Raw genomic sequence first — 15,502 nt, forward strand, 5'->3', positions numbered from 1 at the left:
TCGCGGGGACCTTCGAGGTCGACCTCCATGATCTGCAGCGGCTTTCCGGCGGCAACGGCGACAGCGGCGCGCGTTTTCATCAGGCAATCCTCCCATGACGACCCATAGAGTTTCTCATTCCGCCATTGCTGCGGATGAGACCGCAATACGCTCATTCATCGCCGTATCCCCGCGAAAAGGAATAGGACTAAAGCAGACACGTAAGTCCACTTGCGGGGCTTTGATAAATCTTGTGGCGTCCGCTAAGCTCATTGTGGGCACCTTGAATTCGCGCTGGTCCGGGAACAATCGGACTTTAGTGCAAGAATGGGCAGTTTTATCGATGACGAGCGCGGTGCCAGGCACTCTCGCGGCCTTTTTGTGCTTTTTTTTCCAGACCGCCAACGTTACAGGCGTGATGGCCCAGGAAGTGACGGGCAAGCAACCGCTCGCTGCCGACAGGCCGGAAAGAAAGATAACCGAAATCAGAATAGGTTATTTGCGGGCCTACGCGCCGCAACTGGCGCTTTCCCTGCTGGACCTGCCGCCACGCGACGAAGGTGTCGCCGGCGCCAATGTGGCGATCGGCGACAACAACACGACAGGAAAGTTCCTCAGCCAGAAATTCAGCCTCGACATAGCCGAGGTCAAGCCGGACGCCGACGCGGTTCAGGCGTTCAACGATCTGATTGCCAAAAGTGACCGCTATGTTGTCGCTGACCTCTCGGCCAGGCAATTGCTGTCGATCGCCGACATCGCCCGCGACAAGGGCGTTCTGGTCTTCAATGTCGGTGCCACAGACGACAGCCTGCGCGAGGAAGACTGCCGCATAAACATTTTCCATGTGGCGCCGACACGAAGCATGCTGGCTGACGCGCTGGCGCAGTATCTCGTGGTAAAGAAATGGCCGAATTGGGTGCTGCTCTATGGTTCGCACGAGCGGGATCATCTCTATGCGGCCGCGTTGCGCCGCGCGGCGGCTCGCTTCGGCGGTCAGATCGTCGCCGAGAAGGAGTTCAAAGACACTGGCACGGCGCGCCGCACCGACACCGGCGCCACGCAGATACAGCAGCAGATTTCCGTGTTCACGCAGGATCTGCCGGAGCATGACGTGGTGCTTGTCGCCGATGAGAGCGAGGTGTTCGGAACCTATGTGCCCTACCGCACCTGGACACCGCGGCTGGTCGCTGGCACGGCCGGTCTTGTCGCATCGTCCTGGCATCCCGCAAGCGAGCAATGGGGTGGCATTCAAATGCAAAGCCGTTTCCTGAGGACGACCGGCCGGCGAATGCGGTCCAAGGATATGTCGGCCTGGACGGCGGTGCGGGCCGTGGGCGAAGCCAGCACGCGGACCAATGGCGACGATCCGAAGAAGATCAGCGACTACATCCGCTCGGACGATTTCTCGGTCGCCGCCTTCAAGGGACAAAAGCTGACCTTCCGCAAGTGGAACCATCAGCTTCGCCAGCCAATCCTGCTCGGCGACACCAAATCCGTGGTCTCGACATCGCCACAGGAGGGTTATCTCCACCAGATCTCCGAGCTCGATACGCTCGGCGTCGATCAGCCGGAAACGAAATGCGTCCTTAAGTAGAACCAATCGGGAGGAATTTTCGTGCAGAGACGAGCTTGCGCACTCGCCATTCTCGGCTTCATGGCCAATCCGGTGTGGGCTTACACCGTGTATGTCTCCAACGAGAAAGACAATACGATAACGGTCGTCGACACGGCGACGATGCAAGTGGTGAAGACCGTCGAAGTCGGCCAGAGGCCGCGCGGTATCACCATCTCGCATGACGGCAAGTTCATCTATTTGTGCGCCAGCGATGACGATACGATCGAAATCATCGATACCGCGACGCTGCAGATCGTTGGCACGCTGCCATCAGGCCCCGATCCCGAACTGTTCGTGCTTTCGCCCGACGGCAAGACGCTCTACGTCGCCAACGAGGACGACAATCTCGTCACCGCGATCAACGTCGAGAGCAAGCAGGTCATGACCGAGATTCCCGTTGGGGTGGAGCCTGAAGGCATGGCCGTCAGTCCCGATGGCAAAACCATGGTCAACACCTCCGAAACCACCAGCATGGCGCATTTCATCGACACCGGCAGCCATGAGGTGACCGACAACGTCCTGGTCGACACGCGTCCGCGCTTTGCGCAATTCAAGCCCGACGGATCCCAGATCTGGGTCAGTGCCGAAATCGGCGGCACCGTGAGCGTCATCGACAGTCTCAAACGCGAGGTGGTGAAGAAGATCCAGTTCGCGATTGCGGGACTGCGGCCCGAAACCATCCAGCCGGTCGGCATCGCAATCAGCGCGGACGGCAAGAAAGCCTATGTCGCGCTCGGCCCAGCGAACCACGTCGCCGTCATCAACACCGAAACCTACGAGGTGGAAAAATACATCCTGGTCGGCCAGCGCGTCTGGCATCTCGACTTCACCCCCGATCAGAAGACGCTGATCACCACCAACGGCAATTCCAACGACATCACCTTCATCGACACGGCGACGGACGAGCCGGTTCAATCGGTTACGGTGGGCCAGCAGCCTTGGGGCGTGGCCATATCGCCCCACTAGACCGCAGCAATGATCAGGGAGACCGACGTGATGAATATTTGCCGCGGGGATGTTGCAAGTGCACTAGATGACCAGCGCGCCCCGAAGGAGCCAGCGGCATGCAGCATGTGAGGACAAGCGGAGCTGGAGAGGAGGTGGCAGCGCTCGATGTTGCCGGCGTCAGCCATTCCTATGGTCCGAAGCGAGCGCTCCAGGACGTCTCATTCTCGATCGCGCCGGGAACTTTCACCGTTCTGCTCGGCCTCAATGGGGCCGGCAAGACAACTTTGTTCTCACTGATCAGCCATCTTTACGGCACCCGCCGCGGATCGATCCGCATCTTCGGCCATGACGTCAGCCGCGCTTCGGGCGAAGCGCTCAGGCGTGTGGGCATCGTATTCCAGGCACGCACGCTTGACCTCGACCTCAGCGTCCACCAGAACCTCTCCTACCACGCCTCGCTGCATGGCATTGGCGGGCACCAAGCCCGGCAGCGCATTGCCGCGCTGCTCGATACAGTCAACATGCAGGGCCGTCAGCATGACAAGGCACGCAGTCTTTCCGGCGGCCAAATGCGGCGCATCGAGATCGCGCGGGCGCTGCTCCACCGCCCTTCCCTGCTGCTGCTCGACGAGGCGACGGTCGGTCTCGACATCCAGTCGCGTGCGGGCATTTTGGCCACCATCCGCAAACTCGTCGAAACCGAGGGCATCGGCGTGCTGTGGGCGACGCATCTGATTGATGAGGTCGAAGACGGCGACCATGTCGTCGTGCTGCGGCAGGGCGACCTGGTTGCCAAGGGTAAGGTGGCCGACGTCGTTGCGACGAGCGGCGCCAGTTCGATCCGCGACGCCTTTTCCAGGCTCAACCGCATCGAGACAAGCGGCATCGCGGAGATGTCGCCATGAGCGCTCCCGCAATGCCCGCAAAAGTCGCCGCCCTCACGCCGGTGAAGTTCGAACAGTTTGGGCTCCGCCACTACCTCGTTTGCCTCAAAGGGATCGTCGTGCGGGAGTGCCTGCGCTTCCTGCATCAGCGCGAGCGCTTTATATCCTCGCTGGTTCGGCCGCTCGTCTGGCTGTTCATTTTTGCCGCCGGATTCCGGCAGGTGCTCGGCGTATCGATCATCCCGCCCTACAAGACCTACGTGCTCTACGAGGTCTACATCACGCCGGGCCTGTGCGGCATGATTCTGCTGTTTTCGGGCATGCAGTCTTCGCTGTCGATGGTCTATGATCGCGAAATGGGCAACATGCGCACCCTGCTGGTCAGCCCCTTCCCGCGATGGTTTTTACTGATCTCGAAGATGCTCGCCGGTGTCGCCGTGTCAATCGCGCAGGTTTACGCGTTCCTGATCGTTGCCTGGTTCTGGGGCGTCAAAGCGCCGCCGCTTGGCTATCTCACGGTGCTGCCGGCGCTGTTCCTGTCAGGCATGATGCTGTGTGCGCTCGGCATGCTTCTGTCCTCAATGATCAAGCAGCTCGAAAACTTCGCTGGCATCATGAACTTCGTCATCTTTCCCGGCTATTTCGCTTCTCCGGCACTCTATCCCTTGTGGCGTATCCAGGAGGCTAGCCCCCTGCTCTACAAAATTTGCCTCGCCAATCCATTTACTTACGCCGTCGAACTGATCCGCTTCGCCTTCTACGGCCAGGTTGACTGGCTATCGCTGGGCGTCGTTGCCGGCTGCACGCTGCTGTTCCTTGCCGCCGCCATCATCGCCTACGACCCTTCGCGCGGCCTGATGACCCGCAAACAGGACACGGGAGGAAATGCCTGATGGCGCGAATGATCCATGTTCGCGGTCTGGCTCTGGTCGCCATGCTCGCGCCGGGCGTCAACGCCATGGCAGCCAACCCCGATCCAGACTGGCCCTGCATGCAGCGCAAGGTGCCGCAACTCTCGCTCGGCCAGATCTGGAGCGGACCGGACCTTCCTTCAGCCGCGAAGGACTGGTCGAAGGACCCCACCATCTCCGCCCTGATCGAGGAAGTGTCGGCTCGCCGGATGCCGATTGCGGAAGCTCAAAAGAAGATCAGGGATTTCGCGGCCTCCTTGCCGGCCGAGCAACGTGCACCCAAAATGGCGATGATGGTGCAAGGCATGTTCGACCACCTGGACGCCGAGCGCTCGCAGGTGATCTCCGGCATTTCCCGCTACGCCCACAAGCAGCTCGAAATGGCCGCCGCGTTGCGCAAGGAAGCGTCCGAGGTCGATGCATTGCGGGCAAAGCCGGATGCAGATCCCGAAGAGATCGATCGGCGAACCGAACAGCTGAAATTCGCAACGCGAATTTTCGATGAACGCGTCCAATCACTGACCTACGTCTGTGAAGTGCCGACAATAATCGAGCAGCGGCTTTATCAATTGTCCAAGGCCGTCTCGGAAACGCTCGCCGCGAAGAAATAGAACCTCATTCGATCTTCGCGGCGGATATCATGATCCACGGCCGGGCAGCACGCGCCAGCGCTGAACGAAATAACCGGGATGCGTCTCGATCCACTGGGCGACCAGCGATTGCGCCTGCATGAAGGCGGTCCCGGGATTCATCGCCAGGCCGTCCACCATCTGTTCGCGTTGTTCACAGGTCTGCGGCACAGCCGTCAGGCAGACCATCATAACGAGCGTGTAAAGCATTGCCCCTTGTCCCCATCGATCCCGAACCCCATGCCCGGGAGGTTTCCGTGATTCCGACCAGTCTGCAGCGATCGCACATACGGATCACTTACGTGTGTGAAAGGAACGTGCCCCCCGCTCTTTCGCGCCGCAATATAACATAGCGCTAATCTAACGCCAACGACCGCAGGGCGTTCTGCAGAGCAATCGCGTCAGGTTGCGCCGCGCCAATGTGGTGCCGATGTTTCCAGCGTCGATGATTCCGATCTTGACGGGTGTTCGTCGATGTTATCAAACCGGGAGCCCGAGTTGCTTTCGCAGGCTTTTGTCGAATGCGGATGCGGGGACGAAACGGCGCAGGAAACTGACTTGGCGCGCCATTTTTCCAGCCGCATAGCGCCCCTTCGGAGCGGGATCGGTCGCAGCCGCCAAAACGGTCCTGGCCACCACTTCCGGCGCATCGCCTTTTTCCATCGCTTTCCGCACAGCTGCATTCATGCCGGCGCGCGCAGAGTCATAGATATCGAGCAACTGATCCGGCCTGGCGAGATTTTCTTCAAATGAGGTGCGGGTATAGGCGGGCTCCACCAGCACGACGCGAATTCCGAAAGGACGCAGTTCGTGGTCGAGCGATTCGGAGTAGCCCTCAACGGCATGCTTGGTCGACGAATAAAGCGCGAAATAGGGAGCTGGAATGAACCCCTGCACCGAGCTCAAATTGACGATTCTGCCCTTGCCTTGGCGGCGCATTGTCGGCAACACCGCTTTGGTTACTCGCATAACGCCAAAGACGTTCACGTCAAACAACGACTTGGCCTGGGCCATCGAGGACTCCTCCGCGCCACCAAGCAGGCCAATGCCGGCATTATTGACAAGCAGGTCGATGCGCCCGGTCTCGGCCAGCACGTCCTGGACAAGTTTCGCCACGGACGTGTCATCGGTCACGTCACAGGCCAGCATGGTAATGCCATCGGATCGGTCGACGACCGCGCGACGGCTGGTTCCGAACACGCGAAAGCCCGCGTTCTGCAGGGCTTTGGCCGTTGTGTGCCCGATACCGCTGGATGCCCCCGTCACCAGGGCGACGCCTAGATTGGTCTTGTTCATGGAGGTCACTTCTTTCTTCGTTTTGGATTGGCGTGGGAGAAGCGCGACAGGTCGGAGCGAAAGGCGTCAATCATGAGCGTCTCCGGCACTCGCGCCGGCCAGATCATCCGTCCAGCGCCGGAACAGCGCGCTGGCATTAACGCCTCCGAAGCCGAAGCCATTGGAGATTGCATAGCCCATCGCCATCGGCCGGGCCCGGTTTGCGACGAAATCGATCCCGTCGCCGGCCGGATCGGGAGCGCTCAGATTGAGGGTCGGCGGTGCGATCTGATCCCTGAGCGCCAGGATTGCGAAGATTGCTCCGAGCCCGCCGGCGGCTCCGAGCAGGTGTCCGGTCGCCGATTTCGTTGCACTGACAGCTATCGCGAAATCGCGCCCGAACACGCTCTTGATCGCTTCGATCTCACCCAGGTCGCCCACCGGCGTGGAGGTCGCATGGGCGTTGAGATGACGAACCTCGCGGGGCGAAATCCCTGCTTGGGCGATTGCGATCTCCATGGCCCGGCGCGCACCGTCGCCGTCCTCGGGACCGGAGGTGACGTGATGAGCATCCGCCGTCGTGCCGTAGCCGACAAGCTCGGCCAGCGGTCTTGCGCCGCGCGCCAGCGCGTGGCTCAATTCCTCGATGACCAGCATGCCGGCTCCTTCGCCCATGACGAAGCCGTCCCGCGACTTGTCGAACGGTCGGGAGGCCTCATCAGGACGGTGATTGAAGGACGTCGAAAGAGAGCGTGCCGCGGCAAACCCACCGAGGCTGACAAGATTCATGCATGCTTCCGTCCCGCCGCACACGGCAATATCGGCCTCGTCGGCGCGGATCAGGCGAGCCGCATCGCCGATCGCCTGAATGCCGGCCGCGCACGCCGTCACGGGTGCACCGAGCGGACCTTTGAAGCCATAGCGGATCGAGACGTGGCCTGCCGCGAGGTTCACCAGGAAGGACGGCACCGTAAAAGGTGATAGACGGCGGACGCCGCGGCGGTCGACCGTGCGCACCGCCTCGGTTATGGCCGGGAACCCGCCGACGCCCGAGGCGATGATCGTGGCCGTGCGCAAGCGATCCGCTTCCGAGACGGGGACCCATCTTGCTTGGGCGAGCGCCTCTTGTGCCGCGGCCAGCGCAAAGAGAATGAACCGGTCTACCTTGCGCTGGTCCTTCGGCGGAAGGATGGCTTCCGGATCGAAACCAGCGTCCGGATCTTCTTCTGTGGAGGGCACCACCCCGCCGACCTTCGCCGGCAGGTCGCACACCACATCATCCGCAAGCCTCCGGATGCCCGAGCGGCCGGCCAGGAGACGCGACCAGGACGCTTCGACATCGGCAGCAAGTGGCGTGACCGCTCCCATGCCTGTGACAACAATCCGTCGCATCTATTTTCCTATCAATTTGGGTGCGCCGCCAGCGCTGCGCACGCCGTTCAAGCGCCGGCTGCTTCGCGAACCTGTTCTGTCGCCGCATCCAGAAATGCCTGCGCGAGGTCGGGGTCGTTGACGACGCGCGAAAGGAGCACCGCACCGACCATTGTCGAGAGAATGGCCATGGCCTTGTCGCCGGGCCGCTCGCCGTCGGCCTCGCCAACCCAACTACCAAACATCTCAAGATATGCCCTGATCCCGGCTTCGAACGACGCTCTCACGTCCACGCCCTGTCTGGCGGCATCCGAACCGAGCGCCACGATCGGGCAGCCGTCCATCCTTTCTTCGCGATGGTCCATGCTGAGGTAGAACGCGATCACCGCGCCAAGCGGATCCTCGGGTTTTGCCGTAGTCGCGGCCGACCATCGGTGGGTGGCGCTCTCCATCGCCCGTTTGGACGCCTGCGCCGCCAGGTCCTCCTTTGACGCGAACTGCTTGTAAAAAGCGCCTTGGGTCAGCCCGGCACCCTTCATCAGATCCTTAAGGCCGATGCCGTCAAAACCACGCTCCTGAAAAAGGCGGCTTGCCACATTGATAACGGTTTCACGGTTTTCCGCAGCCTGAATTCGACTTACGCGCATCGGTAATCTCCCTTTTAGCGTGTGTTCGTAATCTATATCTTATATAGAGGGCGAACGCAATCTATCAAGAGAAGATGAGAGATGATCCGCAGAAACCCGACCGCTCCGCTCTTGGCCGCACTGAGATGGGCATGAAAACGAGACCCGCGTTGTGCTGGCGGGCGTCCTGCTCGGTGGTCTTCCCGACAGCGCCACGGATCCGACCAGCGGACAGAAAACCACTAAGGTTTCACCGGATCAAGATGTCAGAATCTACCCGGTAGAACGCGATCACCGCGCCAAGCCGATCCTCGGATTTTGCCGCGGTCGCGGCCGACCATCGGTGGTTGGCACTCTCCATCGCCCGCTTGGACGCCTGTGCCACCAAGTCCTCCTTTGATGCGATGCTTGTAAAGGCGCCTTGGGTCAGCCCGGCACCCTTCATCAGATCCTTGAGGCCGATGCCGTCAAAGCCACGCTCCCGCAAAAGGCGGCTTGCCACGTTGATTGCGGTTTCGCGGTTTTCCGCGGCCTGTATGCGACTCACACGCATCGTCGATCTCTTTTTTTAGATTGCATTCGTAATCTATCTGCTATATAGATGGCGAATGCAATCTAAAAAGGAGAACGAAATGATCCGCAAGATCCTGAGCGCTTCGCTCCTGACCGCGCTGTTTCTGGCGACCCCAGCGTTTGCCGAGGAAGCTACCGTCGGACGCCCAATCGAAGCCGGCAGCCTGCACAACGGACGCCTCGACATGGTGGTCTATTACGTCCCAATCGACGGCGACCTCCTGGAGGTCACCGCCACCTTCGCGCCCAAGGGCGGAGGCGATCCGCTGCGCGTCGTCATGGGCCTCGCCGACCGCGATTCCGTTGCCTTCTCCATGCCGGGCTACCGGGGCTCTCTCTACGCGTTCTCGAGGTCCGGCGAGGAGGTGACAGTCGCGACTGGGACCGACAAGCATCCGCGCGCCGACGCGCTACCGGACTGACTCGCCGCGCAGGTCGCAGCCGGCCGCTGCCGGTCGACGCAGGACACAGCATAGAGAATGAACGCAATCTATTTCGGCATGAGGCGATGGGCATGAAAAAGCGACTTGTCATTGGGCTGGGCAGCGTCCTGGCCGCGGGGTTAGGGGTGGCCGCATTCGTCACGCTGCCCATTCGCATGCAGGCAACCGCAGTGGCGGATCCGAGGCAGGAAGCGCCGATCGTCAGATTGGTGACGGCGGCGCCAGTGGCTGGATCCGAACGCGGTTTCACGGGCACGATTGCCGCGCGGGTGCAGAGCAATCTTGGTTTTCGCGTACCCGGCAAGATCATCGAGCGCCTGGTGAACGTCGGTGAACGGGTCAAGGCGGGCCAACCGCTTCTGCGGATCGACGACACCGATCTGGCTCTCGCGCTCACCGCCAAGCGCAATGCGGTCGCCGCGGCACGCGCTGTGCTGGTTCAGGCGAGCGCGGACGAAAAGCGCTATGCCGTTCTGGTCAAGAAGGAATTGGCAGCAACTCCGCAGCGCTACGAGCAGGCGAAGGCCGCGTTGGACACCGCGACCGCACAACTCGCCGCCGCCGAAGCGGAAGCGAAAGTCGCGGAAAACGAAGCGGCCTATTCCGTCCTGGTGGCGGACGCGGATGGAACTGTGGTCGAAACCATCGGCGAGCCGGGACAGGTCGTCTCCGCCGGTCAGACAGTGATTCGGATCGCCCAGGCCGGCCCTCGTGAAGCGGTGGTCGCGCTTCCCGAAACGATCCGGCCGGCGATCGGCTCTGTGGCCGAGGCCGCCGTTTATGCAGCCGATGGGCGCCATACGGCGCATCTGCGGCAGTTGTCGGATGCCGCCGATCCCCAGACCCGTACCTATGAGGCCCGCTATGTGCTCGACGGGGAGGCCGCGGCAGCACCGCTTGGCGCGACCGTGACTATCCGGATCACAAGCCAGGCGAGCCAGCCGGAAGTCCAGGTGCCGCTCGGAGCCGTGCTCGATGATGGCGGCAAAACAGGCGTTTGGGCCCTGGATCGCGCCACCTCGACCGTACACTTCCGACCTGTCGGCCTTGTTCGTGTGACAAGCGAAAGCGCCGTGATCTCCGGGCTGAACATGGGAGATCCGGTCGTTTCGCTCGGCGCTCATCTTCTGCAGGAGGGCGCTCGCGTCAGGCCTGCTTCCGAAAGCGGGAGCAACTGACGATGAACCTCAATTTTTCAGCGATCGCCGTTCGCGAACGGGCCGTCACCCTCTTCTTCATCCTCCTGCTCGTGGCGGCTGGCGCCTACGCGTTCCTTATGCTCGGGCGGGCGGAGGATCCCAACTTCACCATTAAGACCCTGACGGTCACGACGGCATGGCCGGGCGCGACGGCCCGCGAGATGCAGGACCTTGTCGCCGAGCCGTTGGAGAAGCGGCTTCAGGAGCTCACCTGGTACGATCGGGTCGAGACCACCACGCGGCCGGGCTACGCCTATATGACGGTCACGCTGAAGGACAGCACGCCGCCATCCGTCGTGCAGGAAGAGTTTTACCAAGCCCGCAAGAAGCTGGGGGATGAAGCCCGCAACCTGCCGCCCGGCGTCTACGGCCCCTTCGTCAACGACGAATATTCGGATGTGAGCTTCGCCCTTTATGCGCTGAAGGCCAGAGGCATGCCGATGCGTGAGCTGGCCAGGCAGGCCGAGGCAATTCGACAGGACCTCCTGCACGTGCCCGGCGTCAAGAAGATCAACATCCTCGGTGAGCGCCCCGAACAGATATTCGTCGAGTTCTCCTATGCCAAGCTGGCAACGCTGGGCATGTCCGCACAGGATATCATCGTCGCATTGCAGCGGCAGAACACCGTCACACCGGCGGGCTCGATCGATACTCAGGGGCCGCAGGTCTTCATCAGGCTCAACGGCGCTTATGACAGTGTCCAGGCTATCGCCGACACGCCGATCGTTGCCGGGGGGCGGACGCTGAAGCTTTCCGACGTTGCCGAGGTCCGCCGCGGCTACGAGGACCCTCCCACCTATCTCATCCGACGCCAGGGCGAGCCCACCATCATGCTCGCGGCCGTTATGCAGGAGGGTTGGGACGGTCGCGCGCTCGGCAAGGCGCTGGAGGACCGGACGGCGGCCATCGCACGAACATTGCCGCTTGGGATAACGCTCGACAAGGTGTCCGACCAGGCCGTCAACATCACCTCGGCGGTCGACGAGTTCATGTTGAAGTTCGCGATGGCGCTCGGTGTCGTGCTGCTGATCAGCCTGCTCAGCATGGGCTGGCGCGTCGGCATCGTCGTGGCGGCCGCCGTCCCGCTGACGCTTGCCGCCGTGTTCCTCATCATGCTGGAGACCGGCCGGTTCTTCGATCGCATCACGCTCGGCGCCCTCATCCTGGCGCTCGGTCTTCTCGTGGACGACGCCATCATCGCCATCGAGGTGATGGTGGTGAAGATGGAAGAGGGCATGGATCGCATCAAGGCGGCGGCCTATGCCTGGAGCCATACCGCGGCGCCGATGCTGTCGGGAACGCTCGTGACGATCGCTGGGTTCCTGCCCGTGGGCTTCGCACGCTCGACGGCCGGCGAATACGCCGGCAATATCTTCTGGGTCGTAGGGTTCGCTCTCATCGTCTCCTGGATCGTCGCCGTGGTTTTCACGCCCTACCTTGGCGTCAAGATGCTGCCCGCGATCAAACCGGTCGAAGGCGGCGTTCACGCCATATACGACACACCGAACTATCGGCGCCTTCGCCGGCTCATCATCTTTGCCGTGCGCCACAAGTTCGTAACCTGCGGTGTCGTCGGCATCGTCTTCGCACTTTCGGTTGTCGGCATGGGCAGCCTGAAACAGCAGTTCTTCCCGACATCCGATCGCCCCGAAGTGCTGGTCGAGGTTCGTCTGCCGGAAGGCACCAGCATCGAGACGACGACCGCCACAGTGGAGAAGCTGGAGCACTGGCTGGACGGCCAGCCCGAAGCCAAGATCGTGACGAGCTACGTCGGTCAGGGCGCTCCGCGCTTCTTCTTCGCGATGGCACCGGAACTGCCTGATCCTGCCTTTGCCAAGATCGTCGTGCTGACACCGGACGCGGAGGCGCGCGAGGCGCTGAAGCACCGGCTCCGGGAGGCGGTATCGCAGGGGCTCGCGCCGGAAGCCGATGTCCGCGTCACCCAGCTTGTGTTCGGACCCTATACCCCGTTCCCTGTCGAGTTCCGGGTCACGGGGCCTGATCCCGCGCAACTCTATAGCATTTCCGAGAAGGCCCTCGATATCATGCGGGGCGTCCCGGACGTGCGGCAGGCCAACCGCGACTGGGGCAACCGCACGCCCGTACTACGCTTCATCCCTGACCAGGATCGACTGAACCTCATCGGCCTCTCGCCGGCGGAAGTAGGCCAGCAGCTCCAGTTCCTCCTCACCGGCATCCCTGTCACGCAGGTCCGCGAGGACATTCGCAATGTCCCCATCGTGGCGCGCAGCGCTGGGGCTGAGCGGCTGGATCCGGCGCGTCTGGCGGATTTCTCGCTGATGAGCCGGGACGGCCGCCAGATTCCGCTCGACCAGATCGGTCATTCGGAGATCCGTCTTGAAGAGCCGATCCTGAAGCGCCGCGACCGGACGCCCGTCGTCACGATCCGGTCGGATATCAACGAAGCGACTCAGCCTCCGGAGGTCTCAAAGCAGATCATGAAAGCCCTTCAGCCGCTGATCGCGTCCCTTCCGGCCGGCTATAACATTGAAATGGGGGGATCGATCGAGGAGGCTGAGAAGGCCAACACTGCTTTGGGCAAGATCTTCCCGGCCATGATCGCCGCCATGCTCATCGTCATCATGCTGCAGGTACGATCCTTCTCGACGATGGCCATGGTCGTGCTGACCGCACCGCTTGGGCTCGTCGGCGTCGTGCCGATGTTGCTCACCTTCAACCAGCCCTTCGGGTTCAACGCTATTCTGGGCCTGATAGGGCTGGCCGGCATCCTGATGCGCAACACCCTGATCCTGACCGAACAAATCAAGGAGAACCGTGCTGCCGGCCTTGACGACTATCACGCCGTCATTGAGGCCACCGTGCAACGCACGAGGCCGGTGATCCTGACGGCGCTTGCCGCCGTGCTGGCTTTCATCCCCCTTACGCACTCCGTGTTCTGGGGATCGATGGCCTATACGCTGATCGGCGGCACGGCGGCCGGCACGGTGCTGATCCTGCTCTTCCTTCCCGCTCTCTATGCCGCGTGGTTCCGGATCAAGCCGACCGCAGATGTGGCCCATGAGGTTTCGACCGAGGAACCGGAATTGCAAACAGCGATGGCTGCCGAATAGGGCACTGTTGTCGGAAAAGACGGTTCAAGTTCTCGCCCGCCGGTTTTGCCTGAACATATGCAGGGCCAGCCGGACGATCTTGCCGCTTACAGATGATCGCCCAGGGCGAGCCCGGCAGATCCGTTTCATCAGTCCTGGAGACATCCATGAATCGTCCGCTCCGAATGCGACCTGATCCCGACGAGGTGCGCGCGCGCATCCTGGAGGTGGCGGAGGGGCACTTTCGCCGCATCGGCTACAACAAAACGTCGGTGGCCGACATCGCCTCCGAACTCAGCATGAGCACGGCAAACATCTACCGCTTCTTCCCCTCAAGGGACGCAATCAAAGAATCCATCTGCGGGAAAGCTTTGAACGAGGTAGCTGACATCGCCCTCGCAATCGCGCGCACGAACGCGTCGGCCGGGGAGAAATTGGGTCAGCTACTGACCGCCGTTCACCATCACAAGAAGATGACGCTGGTCAAGGAAAGGCGCATGCACGACCTGATTGTCGCCGCCATGCAGGAGAACTGGGCGACCATCAAGGCGCATATCGAGCACGTGGTAACTACCTTAGGGGTCATTATCCGCGAGGGCATCGAATCGGGCGAATTCAATGTCGACGATTCCGCTACGGCGGCGCGTGCCGTCCACACCGCGTTCACGCCGTTCCTCCATCCGATCCTGATCGAGCACTGCGTCCAATACGGCGAAGACACCGAAGCGGGCCTGCGCGAGCAGATCCGATTCATCCTGAAAGCTCTCGGCAAGTCGGATTGACTCCGGCCGCTCGGCCTTGATCGCTTTAGCGACCGCTCATGCGCAGCTAAGCCATACGGACAAGCGGTTGCGTCGCCCCATTTGGACTTCCATCCTAAATGACTCGAGCCTTAGGGGTTAGTCGAGTCGAAGCTGCCGCTCAGCGCCACCGCCGTTCTCCCGTATTTGCACGCCACGTCCCTACTACGACCGAAACTTGTTGAACTAGGCTAACTCGCGCGACCTCTACTGTTCAGTTCCTCGTGCGGATAGAGCTTTCCGAACAGGGGCAGGTACATCGCGCCCTTGCGCATCAGAAAATCGTGGAAGGTCGCCATCGCCGGCGAGATCGCGTGGTCGCTGCGCATCACCGAAAACCATTGCCGGCGGATCGGCATGCCGACAACGTCGAGGATAACCAGCCGGCCGGCTTCGGTTTCGGCAGCGATGGTGTGGGCAGAGATGAAGGCGATGCCGAGCCCGGCCATCACCGCCTGCTTGATGGTCTCGTTCGAGTCCATCTCGACGCCGAGATCGTCGATGCGGCCGGGCACGTCGCTCAGGAATATTTCCAGTGAGATGCGCGTGCCGGAGCCGGGCTCGCGAATGAGGAAATGCTCCTCGGCGATCCGCTCCTTGGAAATGTCGCGTGCCGACGCCAGCGGGTGATCGGGCGGTGCGATGATGACCAGCGGGTGATCGCCGAAGACCGAAGCACGCACCGGGACTTCCTTGGCCGGGCGTCCCATCAGCGCGATATCGATATCGTGGTTCTTCAGATTGTCGATCGTCTCGGCGCGGTTGCCGATGGCAAGGCGCATGTCGATATCTGGATGTTCCTTCATGAAGGCGGCCATCAGCCGCGGCGCGAAATATTTGGCTGTGGAAACGACGCCGAGCCGCAAGCTGCCGGCGCGCACGCCCTTGATCGCATCCATCTTGTCTTCGAGCAGACGAAGCCGCTCCTCGATGGCCTGTGCCGTCTCGACGAAGGCCAGACCTGCGGCAGTGGGACGCATGCCGTCCGACGTCCGGTCGAACAAGGCCAGTTGGAACTCCTCTTCCACTTGCCGCAACTGGATCGTCACCGCTGGAGGAGACAGGCCTAACACCTTGGCCGCGCTGACGATTTTTCCGTGGCTGATGATTGCCTGAACGGTCTTGAACTGCTTGAGCGTGAGGTTTCTCATACGGCATACTAAAATTTTTTTACTGCT

The 15,502-nt window shown here is 61.7% G+C and carries 14 protein-coding genes and 1 pseudogene; 9 read left to right on the forward strand and 6 right to left on the reverse strand.

The features are described from left to right. The first annotated feature begins 397 nt into the window (after positions 1-397). From NKI72_RS25200 to NKI72_RS25220, 5 genes are all read left to right on the forward strand, one after another. Positions 398-1,573, forward strand: coding sequence for a lanthanide ABC transporter ABC transporter substrate-binding protein PedA1 (locus NKI72_RS25200; protein WP_352851150.1), 1,176 nt, complete (start codon positions 398-400; stop codon positions 1,571-1,573). 21 nt (positions 1,574-1,594) lie between these two features. Further along, positions 1,595-2,560 carry a YVTN family beta-propeller repeat protein gene (locus tag NKI72_RS25205; protein ID WP_352851123.1) on the forward strand — a complete coding sequence of 322 codons (966 nt, stop codon included), beginning with the start codon at positions 1,595-1,597 and terminating at the stop codon, positions 2,558-2,560. 98 nt (positions 2,561-2,658) lie between these two features. Continuing rightward, on the forward strand, positions 2,659-3,447 hold the full coding sequence (locus NKI72_RS25210; RefSeq protein ID WP_352775117.1) for a lanthanide ABC transporter ATP-binding protein PedB/LutE: 789 nt from the start codon (positions 2,659-2,661) through the stop codon (positions 3,445-3,447). 11 nt (positions 3,448-3,458) lie between these two features. Beyond that, a complete protein-coding gene (locus NKI72_RS25215; protein ID WP_352503305.1) occupies positions 3,459-4,319 on the forward strand; it encodes a lanthanide ABC transporter permease protein PedC in 861 nt (286 codons plus the stop codon). Continuing rightward, positions 4,319-4,948: a hypothetical protein gene (locus NKI72_RS25220; protein WP_352851125.1), complete on the forward strand. Its 630-nt coding sequence runs from the start codon at positions 4,319-4,321 to the stop codon at positions 4,946-4,948. The genes NKI72_RS25215 and NKI72_RS25220 overlap by 1 nt, the downstream gene beginning before the upstream one ends. 27 nt (positions 4,949-4,975) lie before the next feature. Here the strand turns inward: NKI72_RS25220 and NKI72_RS25225 are convergent, their stop codons facing one another. From NKI72_RS25225 to NKI72_RS25245, 5 genes and pseudogenes are all read right to left on the reverse strand, one after another. Beyond that, positions 4,976-5,176 (reverse strand): hypothetical protein, encoded by a 201-nt coding sequence (locus NKI72_RS25225; protein WP_352474601.1) that lies wholly within the window; start codon positions 5,174-5,176, stop codon positions 4,976-4,978. A 270-nt stretch (positions 5,177-5,446) separates the two neighbouring features. Beyond that, positions 5,447-6,262 carry an oxidoreductase gene (locus NKI72_RS25230; RefSeq protein ID WP_352851126.1) on the reverse strand — a complete coding sequence of 272 codons (816 nt, stop codon included), beginning with the start codon at positions 6,260-6,262 and terminating at the stop codon, positions 5,447-5,449. 66 nt (positions 6,263-6,328) lie between these two features. Continuing rightward, positions 6,329-7,633, reverse strand: a complete 1,305-nt coding sequence (fabF, locus tag NKI72_RS25235) for a beta-ketoacyl-ACP synthase II (RefSeq protein ID WP_352851127.1) — start codon at positions 7,631-7,633, stop codon at positions 6,329-6,331. Between the two features lie 47 nt (positions 7,634-7,680). After that, complete coding sequence (locus NKI72_RS25240) at positions 7,681-8,259, reverse strand: TetR/AcrR family transcriptional regulator (RefSeq protein ID WP_352851129.1); 579 nt, start codon at positions 8,257-8,259, stop codon at positions 7,681-7,683. Between the two features lie 259 nt (positions 8,260-8,518). Beyond that, positions 8,519-8,791 (reverse strand): annotated as a pseudogene (locus NKI72_RS25245) (TetR/AcrR family transcriptional regulator); the annotation flags it as partial. Between the two features lie 79 nt (positions 8,792-8,870). Here NKI72_RS25245 and NKI72_RS25250 point away from each other — a divergent pair. The 4 genes from NKI72_RS25250 (at position 8,871) to NKI72_RS25265 (ending at position 14,306) form a co-directional block, all read left to right on the forward strand. Then, the gene (locus tag NKI72_RS25250; protein WP_352503292.1) at positions 8,871-9,233 is read left to right on the forward strand and encodes a hypothetical protein; all 363 of its coding nucleotides are present in this window, start codon (positions 8,871-8,873) and stop codon (positions 9,231-9,233) included. 92 nt (positions 9,234-9,325) lie between these two features. Further along, a complete protein-coding gene (locus NKI72_RS25255) occupies positions 9,326-10,432 on the forward strand; it encodes an efflux RND transporter periplasmic adaptor subunit (RefSeq protein WP_352851130.1) in 1,107 nt (368 codons plus the stop codon). A gap of 2 nt (positions 10,433-10,434) precedes the next feature. Next, entirely contained in the window at positions 10,435-13,545 is a 3,111-nt protein-coding gene (locus tag NKI72_RS25260) for an efflux RND transporter permease subunit (protein WP_352851132.1), read from the forward strand. A 146-nt stretch (positions 13,546-13,691) separates the two neighbouring features. Next, positions 13,692-14,306 (forward strand): TetR/AcrR family transcriptional regulator, encoded by a 615-nt coding sequence (locus NKI72_RS25265; protein WP_352851133.1) that lies wholly within the window; start codon positions 13,692-13,694, stop codon positions 14,304-14,306. A gap of 209 nt (positions 14,307-14,515) precedes the next feature. On the opposite strand, the gene NKI72_RS25270 is transcribed toward NKI72_RS25265, so the two are convergent. Continuing rightward, a complete protein-coding gene (locus NKI72_RS25270; RefSeq protein ID WP_352795826.1) occupies positions 14,516-15,475 on the reverse strand; it encodes a LysR family transcriptional regulator in 960 nt (319 codons plus the stop codon). Positions 15,476-15,502 lie beyond the last annotated feature (27 nt).

This window comes from Mesorhizobium sp. M0437, assembly GCF_040321335.1.
Lineage (GTDB): Bacteria > Pseudomonadota > Alphaproteobacteria > Rhizobiales > Rhizobiaceae > Mesorhizobium.

Coding starts and splice junctions, on each gene's coding strand:
- NKI72_RS25255 (WP_352851130.1), top strand. CDS start 9,326: ATGAAAAAGCGACTTGTCATTGGGCTGGGCAGCGTCCTGGCCGCGGGG.
- NKI72_RS25225 (WP_352474601.1), bottom strand. CDS start 5,176: ATGCTTTACACGCTCGTTATGATGGTCTGCCTGACGGCTGTGCCGCAG.
- NKI72_RS25215 (WP_352503305.1), top strand. CDS start 3,459: ATGCCCGCAAAAGTCGCCGCCCTCACGCCGGTGAAGTTCGAACAGTTT.
- NKI72_RS25230 (WP_352851126.1), bottom strand. CDS start 6,262: ATGAACAAGACCAATCTAGGCGTCGCCCTGGTGACGGGGGCATCCAGC.
- NKI72_RS25265 (WP_352851133.1), top strand. CDS start 13,692: ATGAATCGTCCGCTCCGAATGCGACCTGATCCCGACGAGGTGCGCGCG.
- NKI72_RS25210 (WP_352775117.1), top strand. CDS start 2,659: ATGCAGCATGTGAGGACAAGCGGAGCTGGAGAGGAGGTGGCAGCGCTC.
- NKI72_RS25250 (WP_352503292.1), top strand. CDS start 8,871: ATGATCCGCAAGATCCTGAGCGCTTCGCTCCTGACCGCGCTGTTTCTG.
- NKI72_RS25240 (WP_352851129.1), bottom strand. CDS start 8,259: ATGCGCGTAAGTCGAATTCAGGCTGCGGAAAACCGTGAAACCGTTATC.
- NKI72_RS25200 (WP_352851150.1), top strand. CDS start 398: ATGGCCCAGGAAGTGACGGGCAAGCAACCGCTCGCTGCCGACAGGCCG.
- NKI72_RS25220 (WP_352851125.1), top strand. CDS start 4,319: ATGGCGCGAATGATCCATGTTCGCGGTCTGGCTCTGGTCGCCATGCTC.
- fabF (WP_352851127.1), bottom strand. CDS start 7,633: ATGCGACGGATTGTTGTCACAGGCATGGGAGCGGTCACGCCACTTGCT.
- NKI72_RS25260 (WP_352851132.1), top strand. CDS start 10,435: ATGAACCTCAATTTTTCAGCGATCGCCGTTCGCGAACGGGCCGTCACC.
- NKI72_RS25270 (WP_352795826.1), bottom strand. CDS start 15,475: ATGAGAAACCTCACGCTCAAGCAGTTCAAGACCGTTCAGGCAATCATC.